Origin of the sequence: Rhizobium fabae (assembly GCF_003985135.1) — a bacterium.
Taxonomy (GTDB): Bacteria; Pseudomonadota; Alphaproteobacteria; order Rhizobiales; family Rhizobiaceae; genus Rhizobium; species Rhizobium pisi.
Map to the genome: position 1 here is coordinate 88,545 of NZ_ML133645.1, position 19,305 is coordinate 107,849.

A 19,305-nucleotide genomic window follows, 5' to 3' on the forward strand; every position below is an offset into this window, starting at 1 on the left:
CGGCAAGGGCGACAACGACGGCCACGGCAAGGGCGACAACGACGGCCACGGCAAGGGCGACAACGACGGCCACGGCAAGGGCGACAACGACGGCCACGGCAAGGGCGACAACGACGGCCACGGCAAGGGCGACAACGGCGGCCAGGGCAAGAGTGACAATGGCGGCCAGGGCAAGAGTGACAACGGCGGCCAGGGCAAGAGTGACAATGGCGGCCAGGGCAAGAGTGACAATGGCGGCCAGGGCAAGAGCGACAATGGCGGCCAGGGCAAGAGCGACAATGGCGGCCAGGGCAAGAGTGACAATGGCGGCCAGGGCAAGAGCGACAGCGGCGGCCAGGGCAAGAGCGACAGCGGCGGCCAGGGCAAGAGCGACAGCGGCGACCAGGGCAAGAGCGACAGCGGCGACCAGGGCAAGAGCGACAATGGCGGCCAGGGCAAGAGCGACAACGACGGCCAGGGCAAGAGCGACAACGGCAACCCGGGCAAGGGCGGCAACAAGGGCTGACCTAGTGCCGGCCGGGATTGAACTCGACCAGCGAAAGAATGCAAAGATGAGGCCGGTTTCCGGCCTCATCTTTTGTCAGGTTGAGTTTCCGTCGACTCCACCACTTTCAGGAAGATAGGTGGCTGGATTCCTGCGACAAGCATCGCAATGAGGAAGGTGAAACGACCTCATTCCGGCCCGCGCGTCTTACGCCGCACAGGCCTCGCACAATCCGCGGATCTCGATCGTCGTCTTCTCGGGCTTGAACTTCTGCCCGCGAACCCAGGCCATCAGCCGGTGGTCGACCTCGTGGTCGTGGAATTCCATCACCTGGCCGCAGCTTTCGCAAATGGCGAAGGCGACGATGCCGTGGCTGTGGCAATCGTCGCCGGGATGGGCGCAGGCGACGAAGGAATTGATGCTTTCGAGCCGGTGCACGACGCCGTATTCGAGCAGCTTTTCCAGCGCCCGGTAGACCTGCAGCGGCGCGCGAAAACCGTGATCGCGCAGCTTGTCGAGGATGGTATAGGCGCTGAGCGGTCCTTCGGCCTTTTCCAGCACGTCAAAGACCAGCGACTGGTTCTTGGTGAGTTGCGGTGTTGTCATGTGCCTTGTCCTTGCGTAACCGCGCGGTGGCGCCTGGGAAGCAGGCTGAGAAGGAAAAGGATCAGCGCTGCGACCACGATCGAGGGGCCCGACGGCGTATCGTAGGTGAGCGAGCCGAACAACCCGCCGACGACGGCTGCCGCCCCGATCAGCGAGGCAAGCACCGCCATGATCTCCGGCGTGACCGAGAAGCGGCGCGCCGCGGCCGCCGGAATGATCAGCAGCGAGGTGATCAGCATGATGCCGACGATCTTCATGGCGATCGCGATGACGACGGCCATCAGCAGCATGAAGAAGAGCCGCGCCCGCTCCGGCTTCAGCCCCTCGGCCTCGGCAAGCTCGGCATTGACGGTTGCCGCAAGCAGCGGCCGCCAGAGCCAGGCGATCGCCGCGAGCACGAAGAGCCCGCCGCCCCAGATCAGCGCGATATCGGTGGTGGAAACGGCAAGGATATCGCCGAACAGGAAGGCGATGAGATCGATCCTGACCCAGCTCATGAAGGCGACCATGACGAGGCCGATTGCGAGTGTGGCATGCGAGAGGATGCCGAGCAGCGCATCGGCCGACAGCGCCTGGCGCTTCTGAAGGAAGAGCAGCAGCACCGATACCAGAGCGGCGACGGCAAAGACGGCCAGCGTCAGGTTGACTTCGAAGAGCAGCGACAAGGCAACGCCGAGCAGCGCCGAATGGGCGATCGTATCGCCGAAATAGGCCATGCGCCGCCAGATGATGAAGCAGCCGAGCGGCCCGGTCGTCAGCGCCAGCCCGACCCCCGCAAGGATCGCCCGCACGAAGAAATCGTCAAGCATGGCGGCCCTCCCCGCTGCGGGAATGGGCGTGCTCATGCGCATGATCGTGCGCGTGCTGATCGCTATGCGCATGGGCATCATGTGCATGATCGTGGTCATGGTCATGATCGTGGTCATGCGGGTGCTCATGCGGGGCATGAGCGTGATGCCCGTCATCGGGGCGGCAGTGATCGGTCACCGAACCGTCGGCATGGCGCACACGCCCGTCCGGCAGATGCGTATGATCATGGTGATGGCTATAGACGGCGAGCGTCTGCGCCGCCCGGCTGCCGAACAGGCGCACATATTCCGGGCTGCGGCTGACAGCTTCGGGCGTGCCGCGGCAGCAGACATGGCCGTTCAGGCAGATCACCGTATCGGTCTCGGCCATGACGACGTGGAGATCGTGCGAGATCAGCAGGATGCCGCAGCCGCTCAAATTGCGGATCGATTTGATGAGGTCGTAGAGCGCGATCTCGCCGGCGAAATCCACCCCCTGCACCGGCTCGTCGAGCACCAGCAGGTCGGGCTTGCGGGCGATGGCGCGGGCCATCAGCGCCCGCTGGAATTCTCCGCCGGAGAGATGCTGCACCTCCGCATCGAGCATATGGGCAATACCAGCCGCATCGAGTGCCGCATGCATGTCGCGATCCGGCAGCGGGCCGGTCAGCGTCATCAGCCGGCGCACCGTCAGCGGCAGCGTCCAGTCGATCGAAAGCTTCTGCGGGACATAGCCGACCTTGAGACCGGCCTTGCGCTCCACCCTGCCCTCGTCGGGCTTCAACACGCCGATCGCCGCCTTCGCGCTCGTCGATTTGCCGGAGCCGTTCGGCCCGATCAGCGTGACGATCTCGCCGCGCGAGACGGAGAAATCGACGCCGCGCACCAGCCAGCGGCCGTTCCGGAGAACGCCGACATCCTCGAGCGAAACCAGCGGTTCGCCCCTGACATCAGCGGGAGCATTTGCGGGAGAGAGCATCAATTTTTCCGAAAGTCTGTTGCGTCCTGCTATCGCACACGTTATAGCATAACGCAATTGATGTAATAACATAACATTTGTAATTCAAGCGGAGCCTATGATGAAACGTGCCCTGGGGCCTGCCCTGAAAACCCTGGCCCTTCGAATTCCGGCCGTCCTCGCCATCCCGGCCCTTGCGATCCCCGCTTTCCTCTTTGCCGGAACCATGCGGGCGGCAGACGCGCCCGTCGTCGTCACCTCGATCAAGCCGATCCATTCGCTGGTCTCGGCGATCATGCAGGGTGTCGGCGAACCGGAGCTGATCGTCGATGGTGCCGCCTCCCCGCACACTTACAATATGAAGCCTTCGAACGCGCGGGCCTTGCAGGAGGCCAAGGTCGTCTTCTGGGTCGGCCCCGGCCTCGAAGCCTTTCTCCAAAAGCCGCTTGAGGCGCTGGGCGCCGATGCCAGCGTCGTCGAACTCGACAATGCGCCGGGCCTCGTCAAGCTGCCCTTCCGCGAAGGCGGCGCCTTCGAGCCGCATGACGACGGCGACGCCGCCGAGCACGATAGTGCTTCCCCCGCGGAGCACGATAATGCCTCTGCAGAGGCTCACGATCACGCCGAAGCCGATCATGACCACGAGCACGGCACCTTCGACACGCATCTCTGGCTCGACCCGATGAATGCGAAAGCCATGGCCGCCATGATCACCACGACGCTGGTCGCCGCCGATCCCGCCAATGCGCTGACCTACCAGGGCAATGCCAAGACGCTGGATGACAGGCTGGATGCGCTGGACAAGGAGATCGCCGCCACCGTCGCCCCCGTCAAGGACAAGCCCTTCGTCGTCTTCCACGACGCCTACCAGTATTTCGAGCATCGCTACGGCATCCGCGTCGCCGGCTCCATTACCGTCAGCCCGGAAACCATTCCCGGCGCCGAGCGGGTTTCGCAGATCCACCGCAAGGTCGGCGACCTCGGCGCAACCTGCGTCTTTGCCGAACCGCAGTTCGAGCCGCGCCTGATCGATGTCGTCATCGAGGGCACCCGGGCAAAATCCGGCGTGCTCGATCCGGAAGCAGCAACGCTGAAGGCCGGTCCCGATCTCTACTTCACCCTCATGCGCGGCATTGCCGACAGCATGAAGGCTTGCCTCTCCAGCGCATGACCCCTCACGCGCCGCTCCGCGTGTCCTTCCGGACCCGCAGAGCTTGGGAGAGTTGAGGCGGAAGAAGGCGGCGACACCCCCGTTCCGCCTTTTTTCTGCTCCGCAAATGTAATGATATAACATTAATATTAAAGAGGTTCCCATGGACAACAGACTTCCGGTCACGGTGCTTTCAGGCTTTCTCGGCGCCGGCAAGACGACCCTGCTCAACCATGTGCTCGCCAATCGCGAGGGCCTGCGCGTCGCCGTCATCGTCAACGACATGAGCGAGGTGAATATCGACGCCAGCCTGGTGCGCGACGGCGGCGCCAATCTCTCTCGCACCGAGGAGCAGCTGGTCGAGATGACCAATGGCTGCATCTGCTGCACGCTGCGCGATGATCTGTTGAAGGAAGTCCGCCAGCTCGCCGATCAGGGTCGCTTCGATTACCTGCTGATCGAATCCACAGGCATTGCCGAGCCGCTGCCCGTCGCCACCACTTTCGAATTCCGCGACGAGGACGGCCAGAGCCTGTCGGACGTCGCAAGGCTGGATACGATGGTGACTGTCGTCGATGCCGCCAATCTGCTTACCGACTATGCCTCGGCCGATTTCCTCGCCGACCGTGGAGAAACGGCAGGCGACGGTGACAACAGGACCATCGTCGACCTGCTGGTCGAGCAGATCGAATTTTCCGATGTCGTGGTGCTGAACAAGATCGGCACGGCAAGTGAGGAACAGTGCGACGCCGCGCGAAAAATCATCATCGGCCTCAACCCGGATGCCAAGCTGATCGAGGCGAATTTCGGCAGGGTGGCGCTGAAGGAGGTGCTCGGTACCGGCCGTTTCGACCTCGACAAGGCCGAGACCCATCCGCTCTGGTACAAGGAATTGCACGGTTTCTGCGACCACGTGCCGGAGACCGAGGAATACGGCATCCGCTCCTTCGTCTACCGCGAGAAGCGCCCCTTCCATCCGGCCAGGCTGCAGGCCTTTCTCGACAAAACATGGCCGGGCGTTGTGCGCGCCAAAGGCTTCTTCTGGCTGGCGACCCGCCCGCACCATGTCGGCGAGATTAGCCAGGCCGGCGCGATCGTCCGCACCGGCAAGATGGGCCTGTGGTGGGCCGCGGTGCCGCGTGAACAATGGCCGGAGGAGCCCGGCTTCCTACGCGCCCTGAGCCCCTATCTCGACCCCGTCTGGGGCGACCGCCGCCAGGAAATCGTCTTCATCGGCGCCGACCCGATGGACGAGGCCTGGATCCGCAAGGAACTCGACGCCTGTCTGGTCGAAGCCAAGGCCTTCACGCCGGAGCGCTGGCACAACCTGCCCGACCCATTCGCCAACTGGAACAGGCAGGCGGCATGAAGGCGACGGCAATCCGGCGCTCCCGTTGCGTCTGCACGGAGTGCGAGCCACTGCCGCCGATCGAGGGGCTGCATCCGCTGACGCATGAACCGGACGCTGAGGCTGAAGCCTCCAAGTCGAAGGGATTTCTCGGCATCATTGCCGAACATGTGATGCCTTTGCGCCGGCTGGGCTGAAGCGGCGGCCACAGCCGACACGGCGAGTTTGGTGCAAACGCCGCCCCGCTCTCCGTCATTCCTGTGCCTGTCACAGGAATCCAGTGCGCCCAAGTCCTTGGGCGCGGGAGACTCATTTGCTCGTATGGGCGTCATTCACGGCGCAGACGCGCCGTAGCTGGATTCCTGTGACATCCCTCGGGTCAAGCCCGAGGACAGGAATGAGGGTGGAGAGGAGAGCGACATGCTTATCGAGACGGTATCGCTTGCCCGCCTTAAAGTCGGAAGAAGGGGCGGCCGAAGCCGCCCTCATCCATCGATCAACGCCCGGCAATGATGTTGGAGATGACGCCGCTGGTGACGCCGATCAGCAGGAAGTCGTGGTCGGCGCGAACCCAGCGATAGCCGTGCGGCGGAGGCGCCAGGCGGTAGCGGCGGTAGTCGTGGACGTCGGAAAACCGGCGGCGGTCGTTGGCAGTGACGCGGTATCCCTTCTTCCAATGCGGCCGGACGACTGTTTTTTCGACGATCACCTTCTTCTCGACGACAGCAGGCGGGTGACGAAAATCACCCGCGCTCGCCTGGGAGGCGACGATCGGCGAAAGGAGGAAGGAAGCGGAAAGAAGGGCTGCGAAGATCTTTTTCATGTGCGGTTCCTCGTGTTGGGCACGGGAGAAAACTAGGGCCGGGAAGATGAACCGAAACTGAAATAAAAATTAAACTTCAGTAATGAAATCCATAGCCTACGGTCATCTTTTAATATTTTAGACAAGCCTTATACGCCCACATATCGCCGGCGTGCGCACACCGTTGACCTCAGGCCGATTATCCATACAGTCGCCCATCATGATCGATTTTCGAGGACGCGGGCCGGGGATGACGACGAGACCACCAGGATCTGCCCAGCCATGGCGCTCCGATACCCGAGGTGGCGATGAACACCCGTGACGATGCCCTGCCCCTTGCCGGTCCCGCCGAGGGCTCGCCGCTCGAAGTTCTGCGCGTTTTCCTGAAGCTCGGCCTCACCTCCTTCGGCGGGCCGATCGCCCATCTCGGCTATTTCCGCGACGAACTGGTGCTGCGGCGCAAATGGATCGACGAGGCGGGTTATGCCGATCTGGTCGCGCTCTGCCAGTTCCTCCCGGGGCCGGCCTCCAGCCAGGTCGGCTTCTCGCTCGGCGTCCTCCGGGGCAACGGCCTTGCCGGCGGGCTTGCCGCCTGGTGCGCCTTCACGCTGCCGTCGGCGCTCATCCTCCTTGCTTTCGCGCTCGGCGCCTCCGCCTTCACCGGCCCGGTAGCGGAAGGTCTCCTCCACGGCCTGAAGCTCGTTGCCGTCGCCGTCGTCGCGCAGGCGATCTGGGGCATGGCGAAGAGCCTCACTCCGGATCGGCCGCGCGCCGGTATCGCACTCGCAGCGGTCGCCATTGCGGTCTTCACAGGCGGATCCTTTGGACAGGTCGGCGCGATCGCGCTCGGAGCGGCCGCCGGCCTGCTCTTCTGCCGTTCCGAAGCGCCTGATGTTGCCGGCCATCTCGGCTTTCCCGTCTCGCGCAGGAGCGGCGCGATCGCGCTTGCCCTCTTTGCTGCCTTCTTCCTCGTCCCTCCCTTCCTCGCCAGTTCGACCGGCCATCAGGCAATCGCGCTCTTCGATGCCTTCTACCGCTCGGGCGCGCTGGTGTTCGGCGGTGGCCACGTCGTGCTGCCGCTGCTCCAGGCGGAGGTCGTGGCGCCCGGCTGGGTGACGAACGAATCCTTCCTCGCCGGTTATGGCCTGACGCAGGCGGTGCCCGGGCCGCTCTTCACCTTCGCGGCCTATCTCGGCGCGGTGATGGAGCCGGCGCCGAACGGATTGGCAGGCGCCGCCATCGCGCTTGTCGCCGTCTTCCTGCCAGGCCTGCTTCTCGTCTACGGCATGCTGCCCTTCTGGGACGGGCTGCGCTCGCGCCCGGCCATGCAGGCCGCCATGCGCGGCGCCAACGCCGCCGTGGTCGGCATTCTCGGCGCAGCGCTCTACAGCCCGGTCTGGACGAGCGCAGTGCTTTCGCCGCCGGATTTCGCGCTGGCGCTTGCCAGCTTCCTGCTGCTCACCGTCTGGAAAGCGCCGCCCTGGACCATCGTCCTCCTGCTCGCGGCAAGCTGTGCCCTGCGCGGCGCGATGGGCGCCTAGTTCTGAAAATCGGATTCGATTTTCGCAAGGTTCGGGCGCAGATTCAAAGTCATCGAGCATCTCACCGGGATCGCCCGGGACAATGAAAGCACCTTGGGAAAGCACAATGGAGGAAACCATGCCCGGCATCAGCATGCGCTATATCGTCGACGACGTCGACGCCGCGGTGGAATTCTACACCAGACATCTCGGCTTTTCGGTCGCGCTTCGCCCCGCCCCCAGCTTCGCCATCCTGACCAGGGATGGCTTTCGTCTGCTCATCAGCGGCATGACCGGACCGGGTGGAGCCTCCCAGCCAATGCCCGACGGGCGAAAGCCGGAACCCGGCGGATGGAACCGCATCCATATCGAAGTCGAGGATCTGGAAGCGGAAGTCGCGACGCTGCGCAAGGCCGGCGCGCGTTTCCGCAACGAGATTGTGCAGGGTGTCGGCGGCAAGCAAATCCTGCTCGAAGATCCGGCCGGAAACCCGATCGAACTTTTCGAAGCGCCGAAGAAGTAAAGGCATCGGCCGTCCGGCCCGGGACGCGTGATCGCGGCCAAGGCAGGCCGGCATCGACATCGCTCATGGCTAGAATGGCGGCCGCGCCTTGCCAGCCGAGCGCGAGCGTGTAGTTTCGGACTCGCATCAATTCAGAGGCAAGGAAAAACATGTCCGAATCCGCGGGCGGGGTCTACGACTATGTCGGGATACTCGCCGTGCTTCTTCTCGTCGCCGCCAATGGCTTCTTCGTCGCTGCCGAATTCGCGCTGGTGTCTGTGAGGCGCAGCCGCGTTACGGAACTTGCCGCCGCGGGGCGCATGAATGCCTCCGCCCTTCAGCGCGCCGTCGACAATCTCGACGCCAACCTTGCGGCCACCCAGCTCGGCATCACCATTTCCTCTCTCGCCCTCGGCTGGGTCGGCGAACCCGCGCTCGCCCACCTGATCGAGCCTCTGCTCGCGTGGCTGCCCGGAGAATGGGCGAGGACCGGCGCCCACACCGTCGCGATCGTCATCGCCTTCGTTATCATCACCGCGCTGCACATCGTCCTTGGCGAGCTCGCGCCGAAGAGCCTGGCGCTGCAGCGCAGCGAGGCCACCTCGCTTGCCGTCGTGCGCCCGCTCGGGCTGTTCCTGGTGCTGTTCAAGCCGGCGATCTTCACGCTCAACGGCATGGGCAACTTCGTGCTGCGCGCCGTCGGCCTTCGCGCAGGAACAGGGGAATCGTCGTTCCACTCGCCGCAGGAGCTGAAGCTGCTCGTCGCCGAGAGCCACGAGGCCGGCCTCCTGAACCAGGTGCAGCAGCAACTCGTCGAGCGGGTATTCAACATCGGCGAAAGGCCGATCTCCGACATCATGACGCCGCGTCTCGACATCGAATGGTTCGATGCCGACGACAGCGAGGCCGAGATCCTGAAGACGATCCGCGAATGCACCCACGAGCAGCTGCTGGTCGCCCGCGGCTCGATCGACGAGCCGATCGGCATGGTGCTGAAGAAGGATCTTCTCGACCAGGTGCTCGACGGCGGCAAGGTCCGGCCGATGGCGGTGATCAAGCAGCCGCTGGTGTTGCACGAGGGCACCTCGGTCGTGCGCGTGATCGACAGCTTCAAGGCCTCGCCCGTGCGCCTTGCCATCATCATCGACGAATATGGCAGCCTGGAGGGCATCGTCACCCAGACCGACCTGCTCGAAGCCATCGCCGGCGATCTGCCGGGGGCCGACGAGGAGCCCGATATCATCATCCGCGAGGACGGCTCGCTGCTGATCGATGCGATGATGCCGGCCTTCGACGCCTTCGAACGGCTAGGCCTCCGGGAACGTCCGGATGCCGATTTCCATACGCTGGCGGGCTTTGCCCTGCATCAGCTCCAGCACATCCCCGAAACCGGAGAAACCTTCCTCTTCGAAGATTGGCGCTTCGAGGTGATCGACATGGACGGCATGCGCATCGACAAGATCCTGGCGATGCGCATCCCCGCGGACGGGGCCGAAAGCTAGCCGAAACCTAACCGACAGCCAGCGTCCAAAGCACGCCCGCCGCCGCGCAGGCAAGCAGCGTCGCGATGACCGAAGCCTTGAAGCGGAAGATCGCGATCGCCGCGGCGGCCGACAGCGCCATTGCCGCCGGCACGGCCGATTGCAGCACCGGGATATCGAGCTGCAGCCCGCCGAGCCGAACGGAGGCGACTTCGGCAAACAGCGTGTGCACGCCGAACCAGACGGCGAGGTTGAGGATGACACCGACCACCGCCGCCGTGATCGCCGACATCGCGCCGGCGAGCGCGGCGTTGCCGCGCAGCTTTTCGATGAAGGGTGCGCCGAGGAAGATCCAAAGGAAACACGGCACGAACGTCACCCAGGTCGTCAGGATCGCGGCAAGCGTGGCGGCAAGCATCGGATCGAGCGATCCGGGATTGCGGTAGGCGCCCATGAAGCCGACGAACTGCACGACCATGATCAGCGGCCCCGGCGTCGTCTCGGCCATGCCGAGACCATCGAGCATCTCGCCGGGCTTCAGCCAGCCGAAATGCTGCACGGCCTGCTGCGCGACATAGGCGAGTACGGCATAGGCGCCGCCGAAGGTGACGACCGCCATCTTGCTGAAGAACAGCCCGATCTCGGTAAAGACATTGCCCGCACCGAAGGCGATGTAGAGTGTGGCGACGGGCACGAGCCAGAGGGCAAGCAGCACTGCCGACATGCGCAGCGACCAGCCGAGATTCGGGCGCGCATGCGCCGGTATGTCTTCGCCAAGCGCCGACTCCGCATCCGACAGCACCGGGCCGCTTCCCGCCTTGTGCCCGCCGCCCGTCTGGAAGGCGGCAAGCCCCAACCTGCCGCCGAAGAAACCGCCAAGACCGGCGGCAAGCACGATCAGCGGGAACGGCATGTGCAGAAAGAAGATGGCGACGAAGGCAGCGGCAGCGATGGCGACCATCACGCGGTTCTTCAGCGCCCGGCCGCCGATGCGAATGACGGCCTGCACGACGACGGCAAGCACGGCCGCCTTCAGCCCGAAGAACAGGCCGGCGACGAGGCCGACGCTGCCGTATGCCGCATAGATATAGCTGAGGCCGAGGATCGACAGGAACCCCGGCAGCACGAACAATATGCCGGCGACGAGACCGCCGGCGGTGCGGTGCATCAGCCAGCCGATATAAATGGCGAGCTGCTGCGCCTCGGGCCCGGGAAGCAGCATGCAATAATTCAGCGCATGCAGGAAACGATGCTCGCCGATCCATCGCTTCTCGTCGACGATGATCCGGTGCATGACGGCGATCTGGCCGGCCGGGCCGCCGAAGCTGAGCGCCGAAACGCGCAGCCACACCCGGAAGGCCTCCCCGAACGAGACGCCGTGACGATGCCCTTCGCCAGCATCTTTCTCCCCCGCCTGCCCGGCGGGCGCATGGCCTGTCATCTCGGCCATCTCATGGCCTCTTCTTCGGCGCGGGCCAGTTGTGGGTTTCCTCGGTCGCGTCGCGGCACCAGCGGTAAAAGGCGTCGTAGAGCAGCATCCCGGCCTCGAGCTGCTCCAGATCGTCGGAATACATGCGGGACAGGCCGAGCGAGGCGGCAAGCAGGCCTGATGCCTCGGGCGCGAGATCGGGCCTTGCCGTATCGGCCGCCCGGACGATCCGCGCGAGATGCAGGAGCGGCTCCGAGGTCAGCCCGAACTCCTCGACCATCACATCGAAGGTGCAGAGTTCGCCGCGATGGCTCCAGAATACGTCTTCGATATCGAAGGGCACAGCCCCGAAGCGCTCGCCGACGGCCAAAACCTCCGGCGTCGGCACGAACAGGAAGACGGCGTCCGGATCGACGAAGCGCCGGATCAGCCAGGGACAGGCGATGCGGTCGATCTTCGGACGCGCCCGCGTCACCCAGACGGTGCGCCCTTCGACATCGCGGCGCGGCAGCTTCGCCTCGGGCACGACAGGTCCCGCCGCAACCCAGGCTTCGAAGCCGCCTTCGAGGCTTTCCGCCTCGATGCCGGCATGTCTGAGATAAGCGGCCACGCCGTGGCTGAGCTTGGCGCCCCTCTGGCAGACCACGACGACGGCATCGGCATCGACGCTGCCCGCCCAGGCCGCGACGTCGGCATGGCTGCGCCGGATCGAGCCCGGCACCAGGCGCGGATCGAGCGCGAAATCCTCCTCGGTGCGGACGTCGATGATGCAGGGCGCACCCGGCGTTCCGATGAGGCGGTTGAGCTTGTCGGGAGAAATTTCAAGAAATGACGGCATGACGCGTCCTCCGTTGATCGGGTTACTGGACGCGATTCTTCAGCATGACGCCTCGTGGGGTGATCGCGACCCCATGGCAAAATCATGCGCAAACTGCCCGTGCGATGTCAAGCGCATTAGATCGCGGCTTGGCGTCGACATGGGATGCTGGGCAGCTGTCATCCGAGATGTTCACTGAGAAATTTTGAAGAACGAAGTGAAGATGCCGGGGCGATACGTCGCCACGATTCCCCTTCTCCCCAGCGGGGAGAAGGTGCCGGCAGGCAGATGAGGGGGTGAGCGACGATAGGAGCGAATGCACGAAGTGCAAGCGCAGGGCAATCAGCGGCACGCCGCGCCGCCCCCTCATCCGCCCTACGGGCACCTTCTCCCCGCCGGGGAGAAGGGGGATCGAGACGCTGCGGCAAATCCCTTCTGTCGTCCGGGAAACGAAAGCGCCTAGGGAACCTTTCGCAGCCCAAAAGCCCTGACAACACAGGCCCTCCGGCCCAGAATGGAACAAAAAGCCCGCTTCGCCATTTCTCTCTCACCGAAAGAGGAGAAAGTACCATGACGTACGACCCCAATAGCCCTAACGATCCGAACCGCCCGCTGAACCCGAATCTGGACCTGCGCACGACGCCGAGCATGCGCAGCGCCAATAACTGGGTGGTCTGGGTCGCTGCATTGGCCGTGATCGCTGTCGCTGCATTCGCCTATTCGCAGTGGAGCAGCACACCGCCCGGCACATCCCCGGATACGACGGCCTCCACGACTCAATCCGAGCCGGTACCGGTCAAGCCGATCGCTCCGACCGACAACAGCGCAACATCCGCACCGGCGCCAGCAACTCCGGCTCCGGCTACGCCGGCTGCCCCTGCCCAGCAGTAACCCTGCTCGGCACATGGAACGGAACGTCCCTGGCGTGTCGGACACGCCACTCCGGGGACGGTTCAATATACTGGCGCATTGGGGAATGCCGGTCTCCATTCCCGCCGTCATGTGCCACCCTGGGCATCTTTTTTACTGCGTGGCCCTTGAACCTCTTCAGGCGAATATTAAATATCACTCATACAATTTGTCTCCGACGGCTGACCACGGATGTACTGGCAGCCGCCGTTGAGGCAGATCGAGGAAGGTCGGTGCGAATTTCGCCCGGCCTTTTTTCTTACCCTTATCACTCCCGAATGAGCAGAGCTGGCGGCAGGATTGGCGAAATCGATATCGATCGCCTGCCCTCACCTGGATTTCGGCTTTCGCCCCCATCGGCAACGCTGCCCGCCGCGATTGGCGGGAATGGATGCAGCTGGATGGCGCACCTCTTTCGGGGCAAATCGAACGGCAATCAGCCGTTCGCGGCATCACCAGCCATTGCTCTTTTTCTTGCTGTCGAAGCCCTTATACGGGTCGTAATTATAGGTGCGGGAACCGCCTCCATAGATGGTTTCGCGATAGTTTCCGCCGAGATTCTGCTGGGTCTGCGAATAGGGATCGCCGTTGCGATAGGTGTTGTAGCTGCCGCCGGAATTCCGCTCCATCGTGTAGGTATCGCGGCCCTGCGTCCAGCACGGACCGGAGATGAGCTCGCAGCCGGCAAAGGCCTCGCCTGATATCAGCATCGCTGCTGCGAAAACAAACTTGCGCATGATACGTCTCCCCAAATGAAGGTCGAAGGGTTCAACCTTTGCCATAAACCACTGATTTCATTCATTCCATCCCGGCTCTTCCGGCCGCCTCGCCACCGTGTGACCGGACAAGCCGATCCCGTTCGCGCCTTCTCAGGCGCGGCAGGCTTGGCGATGTTCGGGCGGAACTACTTGGGAATTCTGTTATAGAAGGATTGAGGGTCGTAGACGCACTCGTAGTCGAGGAGGCAGAGCTTGCCGCTGGCATCCCTCACCCTCGCCGTGTCGTACTTGTCCCCCAGATTGCACCTGGCCGGCGGATAACGGAAGCTGCGGCCGCCGAAGCCCATGCGCACGAACACCGCCTTGTCCTGACGGATGATCCGCGCAAGCTCCTCGCAGCTGTGATCCCTGGCATTGACCTCCACCGCCGGGGCCGCAAGGACCGCGGACGGAAGCAGCACCGCAAAAGCCAGAACGACGCTTTTCATACTCACTCCTGATGTGAGCGAATAAAGTTAGAGTGTGAGCTTCATCCGACCAGTCCGGAATGCCCCGATAAGACTGGCCATCGCTACCCTTTCCTTTATCACCCCAGCGCTTTTACTAAGCTGTTCGAAAATATGTTCTTATTTTGTTCCGAATACCGCAAGAGTCAATACGCCAAACGAGAAATTTTCAACCGCAGGATTCAATTGGACGTCGCCTCAACGCAAAGCGCCCGGGGCGCTTCGGAGGAAGCGGAGCCTCAATCCTGACGATCATTGTCGGCCTCGTCCGCAACCCAGCGAGCTGCGGCGATCGAACCGGCGTGGAAATGATCACGCAACCTCCGATCCGTTAAGATGTTTCATCTATCCTGCCGGTCATGAAACCCACGTTTGGACAGAGGCGCCCCGCGTTACCTGAACGAAAGCGGATCGAGGCCGCTCCGGTTCCGAAGAGGGATGCGCCTTACGACTGGCGCAGTATCGGGCGATACGTCAGAAACGGTGCCCTTGCCCTTCTGATTGCCGCAAAGCTTGCCATTGCGGCCATACACTTTGCCGCGCTCAACACCTCCTACTCTCTTTCGGAGTACGGACCGCCAATGGCAGCGACGGCCCTGGTGATTTTCATCCTCGGAGGTCTCTGGCTCATCGGCGTGAAGCCGACTGAACGCGATTGACGCACTGCGCTCACTGCCTTTGCCGCTGAACCATCAGGGAAAATTATAGGAGGACGCCGGGTCGTAGACGCAGGCATAATCGAGAACGCACTGCTTTCCCCCGCCGTCGCGAAAACTGGCAGTGCTGCGCATATCGCCCAAGCTGCATTGAGCCGGCGGATAGCGAAAACTGCGCCCGCCGAAACCGACGCGGACAAAGACCTTCTTGTTCTGACGGATGATCTGCGCAATCTCACCGCAGCTGTGATCGGCCGCTTTGACCTGCATCACTCCGGCGGCAAAAGCCGGCAGCGGCAGAGACAAGGCGACAGCGAAGATGACGCTTCTCATGGCCCCCTCCAGTTTATGAGAGGAAGATAGGGCGAGCGCACCGATGCGGCCAGTGCGGACCGTATCGCCCGTTTCCGGAACGATTTCCGACAGGCCGGAAAATCCGGCCCGACGTCAAATCATCAATCTTATCAAGAGATTTGGTGGGTGATGTAGGGCTCGAACCTACGACCCGCTGATTAAGAGTCAGCTGCTCTACCAACTGAGCTAATCACCCGTCCGCGCTTGGTTGTGCGGTGTGACGGGGCGTATAAACAGGATCGGCAGGCTTGTCCAGCGCATCGGCGAAAATTCTTTGGTTAATCTCAAAGATTTTTCCGCATGGCTGAAATGCAGCGCATAAGCCCGAAAATCGGAATCGATTTTCGGAAAGGATTATGCGCCGATTCAAAGTGATAGAGCGTCCTTGGCGCGTCCGTCCGGACGCGCGGCGCTCTATGAAATCAAAGGTCGAGAGTACCGCTCGCCAGCCGCACTGCCTGACCGCCGATCCGGGCGTTGGAGATCACCCCGCCGTCGACGTCGATATGCAGGTGGATGAAGGAGGGCCGGCCCATCTCCACGCCCTGCTCGATCAGGATCGGGTGATGCCCGTCCGTCAGCCGGTCGAAATAGTGGATCGCGCCGGAAAGGGCGGCCGCCGCCGAGCCGGTCGCCGGGTCCTCGACGATGCCCATGCCGCTTGCGAACATGCGCGCATGAAACTTCGCCACATGGTTGACGCCGCCGCGGCAATAGACATAGGCAGAGGCGAGCGCGCCGTCGACGAAGGGCACGATCTTTTCCCAGAGCTGCGGATCGAACTCCAGCCGTTGCGCCGCCCCGACATCGTGGACCGGAATAAGCAGGAAGGGAACGCCGGCGCTCCAGATCGCGGGAACGTGATTTTCGAAGCCGATCTCGCTTGTCTTCAGCGACAGCGCGTCGGCGATGCCGAGCCTGTCGAGCGGCATGACGGCCTGCTGCGATTTGCGCGGCAGGTCGAATTCGGCAAAGCTGGCCTCGCCCTCCCTGAGCCGCACCGCGCAGCGCACCGGCCCGACATTTTCTTCGAGCACCGTGACGAGATCGCGGGTCGTGGCGCCGTGTGTCCATTCGGCGAGCGCCACCGCCGTGCCGACCGTCGGATGGCCGGCAAAGGGCAGTTCGCGGCCCGGCGTGAATATCCTGAGTTTCGCCGCATAGGCGGGATTGGTCGCGGGCTGCACGAACACCGTCTCGGAGAGATTGATCTCCCGGGTGATCGCCTGCATCGCCTCGTCGCTGAGATCGTCGCCGTCGAAGATCACCGCCAGCGGGTTGCCGGCAAGCTTTCGATCGGTGAACACGTCATAGACGCTGTAGCTTCGCGCCACATCGGCCTCCTTGAATCGGTCATCGCGCCGCCAACCTGCCCGACCAGACGGTCGAGTGCAAGGCAGTAAGTCCAGTAAGAACAACGCATCCCCGGCCGGAGACGCCGGCACTCCTGGATTTATGCGTGATTGTTAATGAAAACTATATTCGATTTTTGGGGAGCGGCGGTGGAGCGTGTGCGAACGCATGGCTGTCAAAGGAGGGCGTGCCGTGTGGCACCCCCCTCTGGCCTGCCGGCCATCTCCCCCACAAGGGTGGAGATCGGCTGGGTGTGACGGCTTCCCCAAACAACTAAAGCATTGTGATTGTCTATGCCGGTTGAGAGGGAGCGATGGTCAAGCTCCTTGCCAATCTCCAGCCTTGTGGGGGAGATGCCCGGCAGGGCAGAGGGGGGTTCCACACGGCACGGCGGTGCCCAGGAACCCAGGCATGGTGCATCCGAGAGGCCTCAACCCATGCCATCTTGTCCTCTACCCCTCACGCACCAGCCTTGCCGAAATACCAGTCGATCACCGGCAGCATGGCGATGTTGTAAGGATGGGCCGCGTGATCGGCCGAGCGGATCGCCACGGCACCGGCGATCTCCTTGTCCTCGGCCACCAGCATGTGGGCCTCGATCCGCTTCACCATCTCGTCGGCCGTCATGTCGAAGCGGAAGAGCCGGATGAGCGTCACTGTTCGCCTGGCATGCGTGGCGTAGAGCCCCTGCCCCGCCACGGATTGGGCGAGATCGAGCCCAGTCTCCTCGTGGACCTCGCGGCGCATGTTGGCTTCGATGTCGCAGCTGTGGTCGACGATATCTTCGGCCTCGAGCGAACCGGCGGCGAAATAGACCTGGCCGGGATTGGCGGTATGGGCGCCCATGCGGATTGCCACCAGCGCGCCGTCGGAGCTTTCGAGCACCGGATAGGCGAAGATATGAATGCCGCCCTGGCGCTCAGGCTGGCGCCGCCACCACATGAAGGCGGAAAAGGGAACGACGTAGCCCTCGCCCGAGATTCCATCCTCACCAAACGATAGCTGCCGCTGGAAGACGAGACGCCCGTCGAAGAGCGCCGGGTTGGCGGCGGTCTCCTTCACCCAGTTCTCGCGGATCGCCGTTTCCTCGGCGGCGACGAAGGGATGGGTGCCGGGCAGGACCTTGAGATCGACGCCGGCGATCGGGAAGACCGTGGCCTCCGGCGGCCAGCCGGCAAAATCATCGGAAAAATCGGTGTTCGGAAAATTCACGTTCAAATTGGTTTTCATATTCGTTCTCAGGGGAGATCCAGTGTCATGACGACGGGGCAGTGATCGGAGGCCTTCGGCCGGTCCCAGCCGGTGCGGGGATAGCGCTCCACCTCCTGCCCGGGCGGAAAGATGGTGCGATAGGGCTGGCCATTGCGGATGATCTCCGGCAGGCGGCCGGCATTGTGGGCGGCGAGTGCGGGCGAGAGCCAGAGATAGTCGAGCTGGCAGAGCCACTGCTCCTGCGGCCCGCGTGTGTGATAGAGCGTCCAGCGGTCGAGGGCTTCGCGGCGGCGCACGACATTTTCGGCAAAGCCGTCATGGCTGAAGACGTCGAGCGCGCTTTCGGCCTCGTCCTGATGCTCGAAACGATAGCCGGCGCCGCGGCGGCCGATGACGTCGACGCGCTCCTGGTAATCGTTCATGTCGCCGCAGATGGCGAAGCTCTTCTTATCCGTCTGGCCGGCGCCAAAGCGGTCCTCGATGATACGGCGCACGGCGCGCGCCTCGGCACGGCGGATCGGCATGGTTGATTGCCGTCCGTCGAGCCCCTCGCGCGGATTGCCCATCGATTTGAAATGCACGACATAGAGCGAAAACGGCCGGCCGCCGATCAGAAGGTCGAGTTCCAGGCAATCGCGTTTGAAGATCTTGTCGTCGATGCGGTTGGTGAGCGCCAGCTCCTCGTCGAAAAGATCGAGATCGCGATAGGTCGTCATCGCATGGCTGCGGATGTCCTGAAGCTCAATCTTCTGGCCGTCGCGCGTTTCCTCGCGCATCAGCACGGCGACATCGATGCCGCGGCTGTCATTGCCCTCCACCAGGAATTTCTGGCGGTAGCCGTTTCCGACCATGCGGAAGAGATAGCCGTATTCGAAGGCCTGAAGCGCGGCCATGTTGTCGATTTCCTGCAGGCAGAGGATATCGGCATCCGCATCGGCGATCGCCAAGGCCGTCATCTGCCGCGTATCGTCGGTCGCGGCGATCACCCGCGCCTGCTCCAACTGCTGATAGACGCCTTCGCTCGACACCTCGAAAAGCTTGATGACGCGGTCCTGGCGCAGCTGGTTGCGGAAGCCGGTGAAATCGAAACGGGTCAGTAGATTTTCGACGTTGAAGGTGGCGAGGCGAAGCGACATGGAATGAGTCCGGTTGCAGGCGCTACCTTAACCAGCAGAAGCGGCAGGAAAAGATGGCACGGCCAAGAAAAGTGCGAACAGCCGAGGCTTTTGAAATCGAAAGCGTCTGCGACTTAGGCTGCTGACATTCCGCCACAGGCCTCTGATAGTTTGCCGGACGGCAATCGCCGATTCGCACGCGGGGGGCATTTCATGAAACGAATTCTGGCATCGCTTGCAGTTCTGACACTCCTTGCCGGCGCCGGCCCGGCGCTCGCCGACACCTATGGCGCTATCGCCTATTCGCCGTCATCAGGCGCCACCGGCTGGTCCTATGCCTATGGAAATCGCGGCGCCGCCGAAACCGTCGCGAGGCGCAATTGCGACGAGAGCGCCAATGACTGCCGCATCGCCATCTGGTTCCGCAACGGCTGTGGCGCGGTCGCGGTCGGCTATCGCGGCGGCTGGGGCTCCGGCTGGGGTTACGACAAGCGTGAGGCGCAGCGCCAGGCGATCGGCAGTTGCAGCAGGCAGACCGGCAGCTGCCGCGTCATCCGCTGGCAATGTTCGGGCGGCGAATAAACGCCTTCCCTCCA

The 19,305-nt window shown here is 63.3% G+C and carries 20 protein-coding genes, 1 tRNA gene and 1 pseudogene; 9 read left to right on the forward strand and 13 right to left on the reverse strand.

Annotated features, from left to right (window positions below; all coding sequences use genetic code 11):
- Positions 1 to 505: pseudogene (locus tag EFB14_RS33305) on the forward strand (hypothetical protein); the annotation flags it as partial.
- A gap of 186 nt (positions 506 to 691) precedes the next feature.
- On the opposite strand, the gene EFB14_RS00480 reads toward EFB14_RS33305, so the two are convergent.
- From EFB14_RS00480 to EFB14_RS00490, 3 genes are read right to left on the reverse strand one after another with little or no spacing between them, the layout of a single operon-like run.
- A complete protein-coding gene (locus EFB14_RS00480; protein WP_085737688.1) occupies positions 692 to 1,090 on the reverse strand; it encodes a Fur family transcriptional regulator in 399 nt (132 codons plus the stop codon).
- Positions 1,087 to 1,899 (reverse strand): zinc ABC transporter permease subunit ZnuB, encoded by an 813-nt coding sequence (znuB, locus tag EFB14_RS00485; protein WP_126822587.1) that lies wholly within the window; start codon positions 1,897 to 1,899, stop codon positions 1,087 to 1,089. The genes EFB14_RS00480 and znuB overlap by 4 nt, the downstream gene beginning before the upstream one ends.
- A complete protein-coding gene (locus tag EFB14_RS00490) occupies positions 1,892 to 2,857 on the reverse strand; it encodes an ATP-binding cassette domain-containing protein (protein WP_126821806.1) in 966 nt (321 codons plus the stop codon). The genes znuB and EFB14_RS00490 overlap by 8 nt, the downstream gene beginning before the upstream one ends.
- A gap of 100 nt (positions 2,858 to 2,957) precedes the next feature.
- On the opposite strand from EFB14_RS00490, the gene EFB14_RS00495 reads away from it, so the two are divergent.
- The 3 genes from EFB14_RS00495 (at position 2,958) to EFB14_RS00505 (ending at position 5,531) form a co-directional block, all read left to right on the forward strand.
- Positions 2,958 to 4,007, forward strand: coding sequence for a zinc ABC transporter substrate-binding protein (locus tag EFB14_RS00495; RefSeq protein WP_126822589.1), 1,050 nt, complete (start codon positions 2,958 to 2,960; stop codon positions 4,005 to 4,007).
- A 142-nt stretch (positions 4,008 to 4,149) separates the two neighbouring features.
- Complete coding sequence (gene zigA, locus EFB14_RS00500; RefSeq protein ID WP_126821808.1) at positions 4,150 to 5,355, forward strand: zinc metallochaperone GTPase ZigA; 1,206 nt, start codon at positions 4,150 to 4,152, stop codon at positions 5,353 to 5,355.
- Complete coding sequence (locus tag EFB14_RS00505) at positions 5,352 to 5,531, forward strand: hypothetical protein (RefSeq protein ID WP_126821810.1); 180 nt, start codon at positions 5,352 to 5,354, stop codon at positions 5,529 to 5,531. The genes zigA and EFB14_RS00505 overlap by 4 nt, the downstream gene beginning before the upstream one ends.
- Positions 5,532 to 5,830: 299 nt before the next feature.
- Here EFB14_RS00505 and EFB14_RS00515 read toward each other — a convergent pair whose 3' ends face one another.
- Complete coding sequence (locus EFB14_RS00515) at positions 5,831 to 6,157, reverse strand: RcnB family protein (protein WP_126821812.1); 327 nt, start codon at positions 6,155 to 6,157, stop codon at positions 5,831 to 5,833.
- A 287-nt stretch (positions 6,158 to 6,444) separates the two neighbouring features.
- Here EFB14_RS00515 and chrA (EFB14_RS00520) point away from each other — a divergent pair, with 287 nt between their 5' ends.
- From chrA (EFB14_RS00520) to EFB14_RS00530, 3 genes are all read left to right on the forward strand, one after another.
- Complete coding sequence (gene chrA / locus EFB14_RS00520; RefSeq protein ID WP_126821814.1) at positions 6,445 to 7,677, forward strand: chromate efflux transporter; 1,233 nt, start codon at positions 6,445 to 6,447, stop codon at positions 7,675 to 7,677.
- Positions 7,678 to 7,795: 118 nt separating this feature from the next.
- Positions 7,796 to 8,179, forward strand: coding sequence for a VOC family protein (locus EFB14_RS00525; RefSeq protein ID WP_126822591.1), 384 nt, complete (start codon positions 7,796 to 7,798; stop codon positions 8,177 to 8,179).
- Between the two features lie 149 nt (positions 8,180 to 8,328).
- Positions 8,329 to 9,660 carry a hemolysin family protein gene (locus tag EFB14_RS00530; RefSeq protein WP_126821816.1) on the forward strand — a complete coding sequence of 444 codons (1,332 nt, stop codon included), beginning with the start codon at positions 8,329 to 8,331 and terminating at the stop codon, positions 9,658 to 9,660.
- A gap of 7 nt (positions 9,661 to 9,667) precedes the next feature.
- On the opposite strand, the gene chrA (EFB14_RS00535) is transcribed toward EFB14_RS00530, so the two are convergent.
- The gene (gene chrA / locus EFB14_RS00535; RefSeq protein WP_126821818.1) at positions 9,668 to 11,089 is read right to left on the reverse strand and encodes a chromate efflux transporter; all 1,422 of its coding nucleotides are present in this window, start codon (positions 11,087 to 11,089) and stop codon (positions 9,668 to 9,670) included.
- Between the two features lies 1 nt (position 11,090).
- The gene (locus tag EFB14_RS00540; RefSeq protein WP_126821820.1) at positions 11,091 to 11,906 is read right to left on the reverse strand and encodes a chromate resistance protein ChrB domain-containing protein; all 816 of its coding nucleotides are present in this window, start codon (positions 11,904 to 11,906) and stop codon (positions 11,091 to 11,093) included.
- A 549-nt stretch (positions 11,907 to 12,455) separates the two neighbouring features.
- On the opposite strand from EFB14_RS00540, the gene EFB14_RS00545 reads away from it, so the two are divergent.
- Positions 12,456 to 12,776 carry a hypothetical protein gene (locus EFB14_RS00545; protein WP_126821822.1) on the forward strand — a complete coding sequence of 107 codons (321 nt, stop codon included), beginning with the start codon at positions 12,456 to 12,458 and terminating at the stop codon, positions 12,774 to 12,776.
- 470 nt (positions 12,777 to 13,246) lie between these two features.
- Here the strand turns inward: EFB14_RS00545 and EFB14_RS00550 are convergent, their stop codons facing one another.
- The 7 genes from EFB14_RS00550 to EFB14_RS00590 form a co-directional block, all read right to left on the reverse strand.
- The gene (locus tag EFB14_RS00550; RefSeq protein WP_126821824.1) at positions 13,247 to 13,531 is read right to left on the reverse strand and encodes a hypothetical protein; all 285 of its coding nucleotides are present in this window, start codon (positions 13,529 to 13,531) and stop codon (positions 13,247 to 13,249) included.
- A 167-nt stretch (positions 13,532 to 13,698) separates the two neighbouring features.
- Positions 13,699 to 14,001: a hypothetical protein gene (locus tag EFB14_RS00555; protein ID WP_126821826.1), complete on the reverse strand. Its 303-nt coding sequence runs from the start codon at positions 13,999 to 14,001 to the stop codon at positions 13,699 to 13,701.
- A 710-nt stretch (positions 14,002 to 14,711) separates the two neighbouring features.
- A complete protein-coding gene (locus EFB14_RS00565) occupies positions 14,712 to 15,008 on the reverse strand; it encodes a hypothetical protein (protein ID WP_126821828.1) in 297 nt (98 codons plus the stop codon).
- Positions 15,009 to 15,149: 141 nt separating this feature from the next.
- A tRNA-Lys gene (locus tag EFB14_RS00570) sits at positions 15,150 to 15,225 on the reverse strand.
- 226 nt (positions 15,226 to 15,451) lie between these two features.
- Positions 15,452 to 16,363 carry a PhzF family phenazine biosynthesis protein gene (locus EFB14_RS00575; RefSeq protein WP_126821830.1) on the reverse strand — a complete coding sequence of 304 codons (912 nt, stop codon included), beginning with the start codon at positions 16,361 to 16,363 and terminating at the stop codon, positions 15,452 to 15,454.
- A 478-nt stretch (positions 16,364 to 16,841) separates the two neighbouring features.
- Positions 16,842 to 17,612, reverse strand: coding sequence for an NUDIX hydrolase (locus tag EFB14_RS00585; protein ID WP_126821832.1), 771 nt, complete (start codon positions 17,610 to 17,612; stop codon positions 16,842 to 16,844).
- Between the two features lie 8 nt (positions 17,613 to 17,620).
- Entirely contained in the window at positions 17,621 to 18,730 is a 1,110-nt protein-coding gene (locus tag EFB14_RS00590; protein ID WP_126821834.1) for an endonuclease/exonuclease/phosphatase family protein, read from the reverse strand.
- A 192-nt stretch (positions 18,731 to 18,922) separates the two neighbouring features.
- On the opposite strand from EFB14_RS00590, the gene EFB14_RS00595 reads away from it, so the two are divergent.
- Positions 18,923 to 19,291: a DUF4189 domain-containing protein gene (locus tag EFB14_RS00595; RefSeq protein WP_126821836.1), complete on the forward strand. Its 369-nt coding sequence runs from the start codon at positions 18,923 to 18,925 to the stop codon at positions 19,289 to 19,291.
- Positions 19,292 to 19,305: the final 14 nt, after the last annotated feature.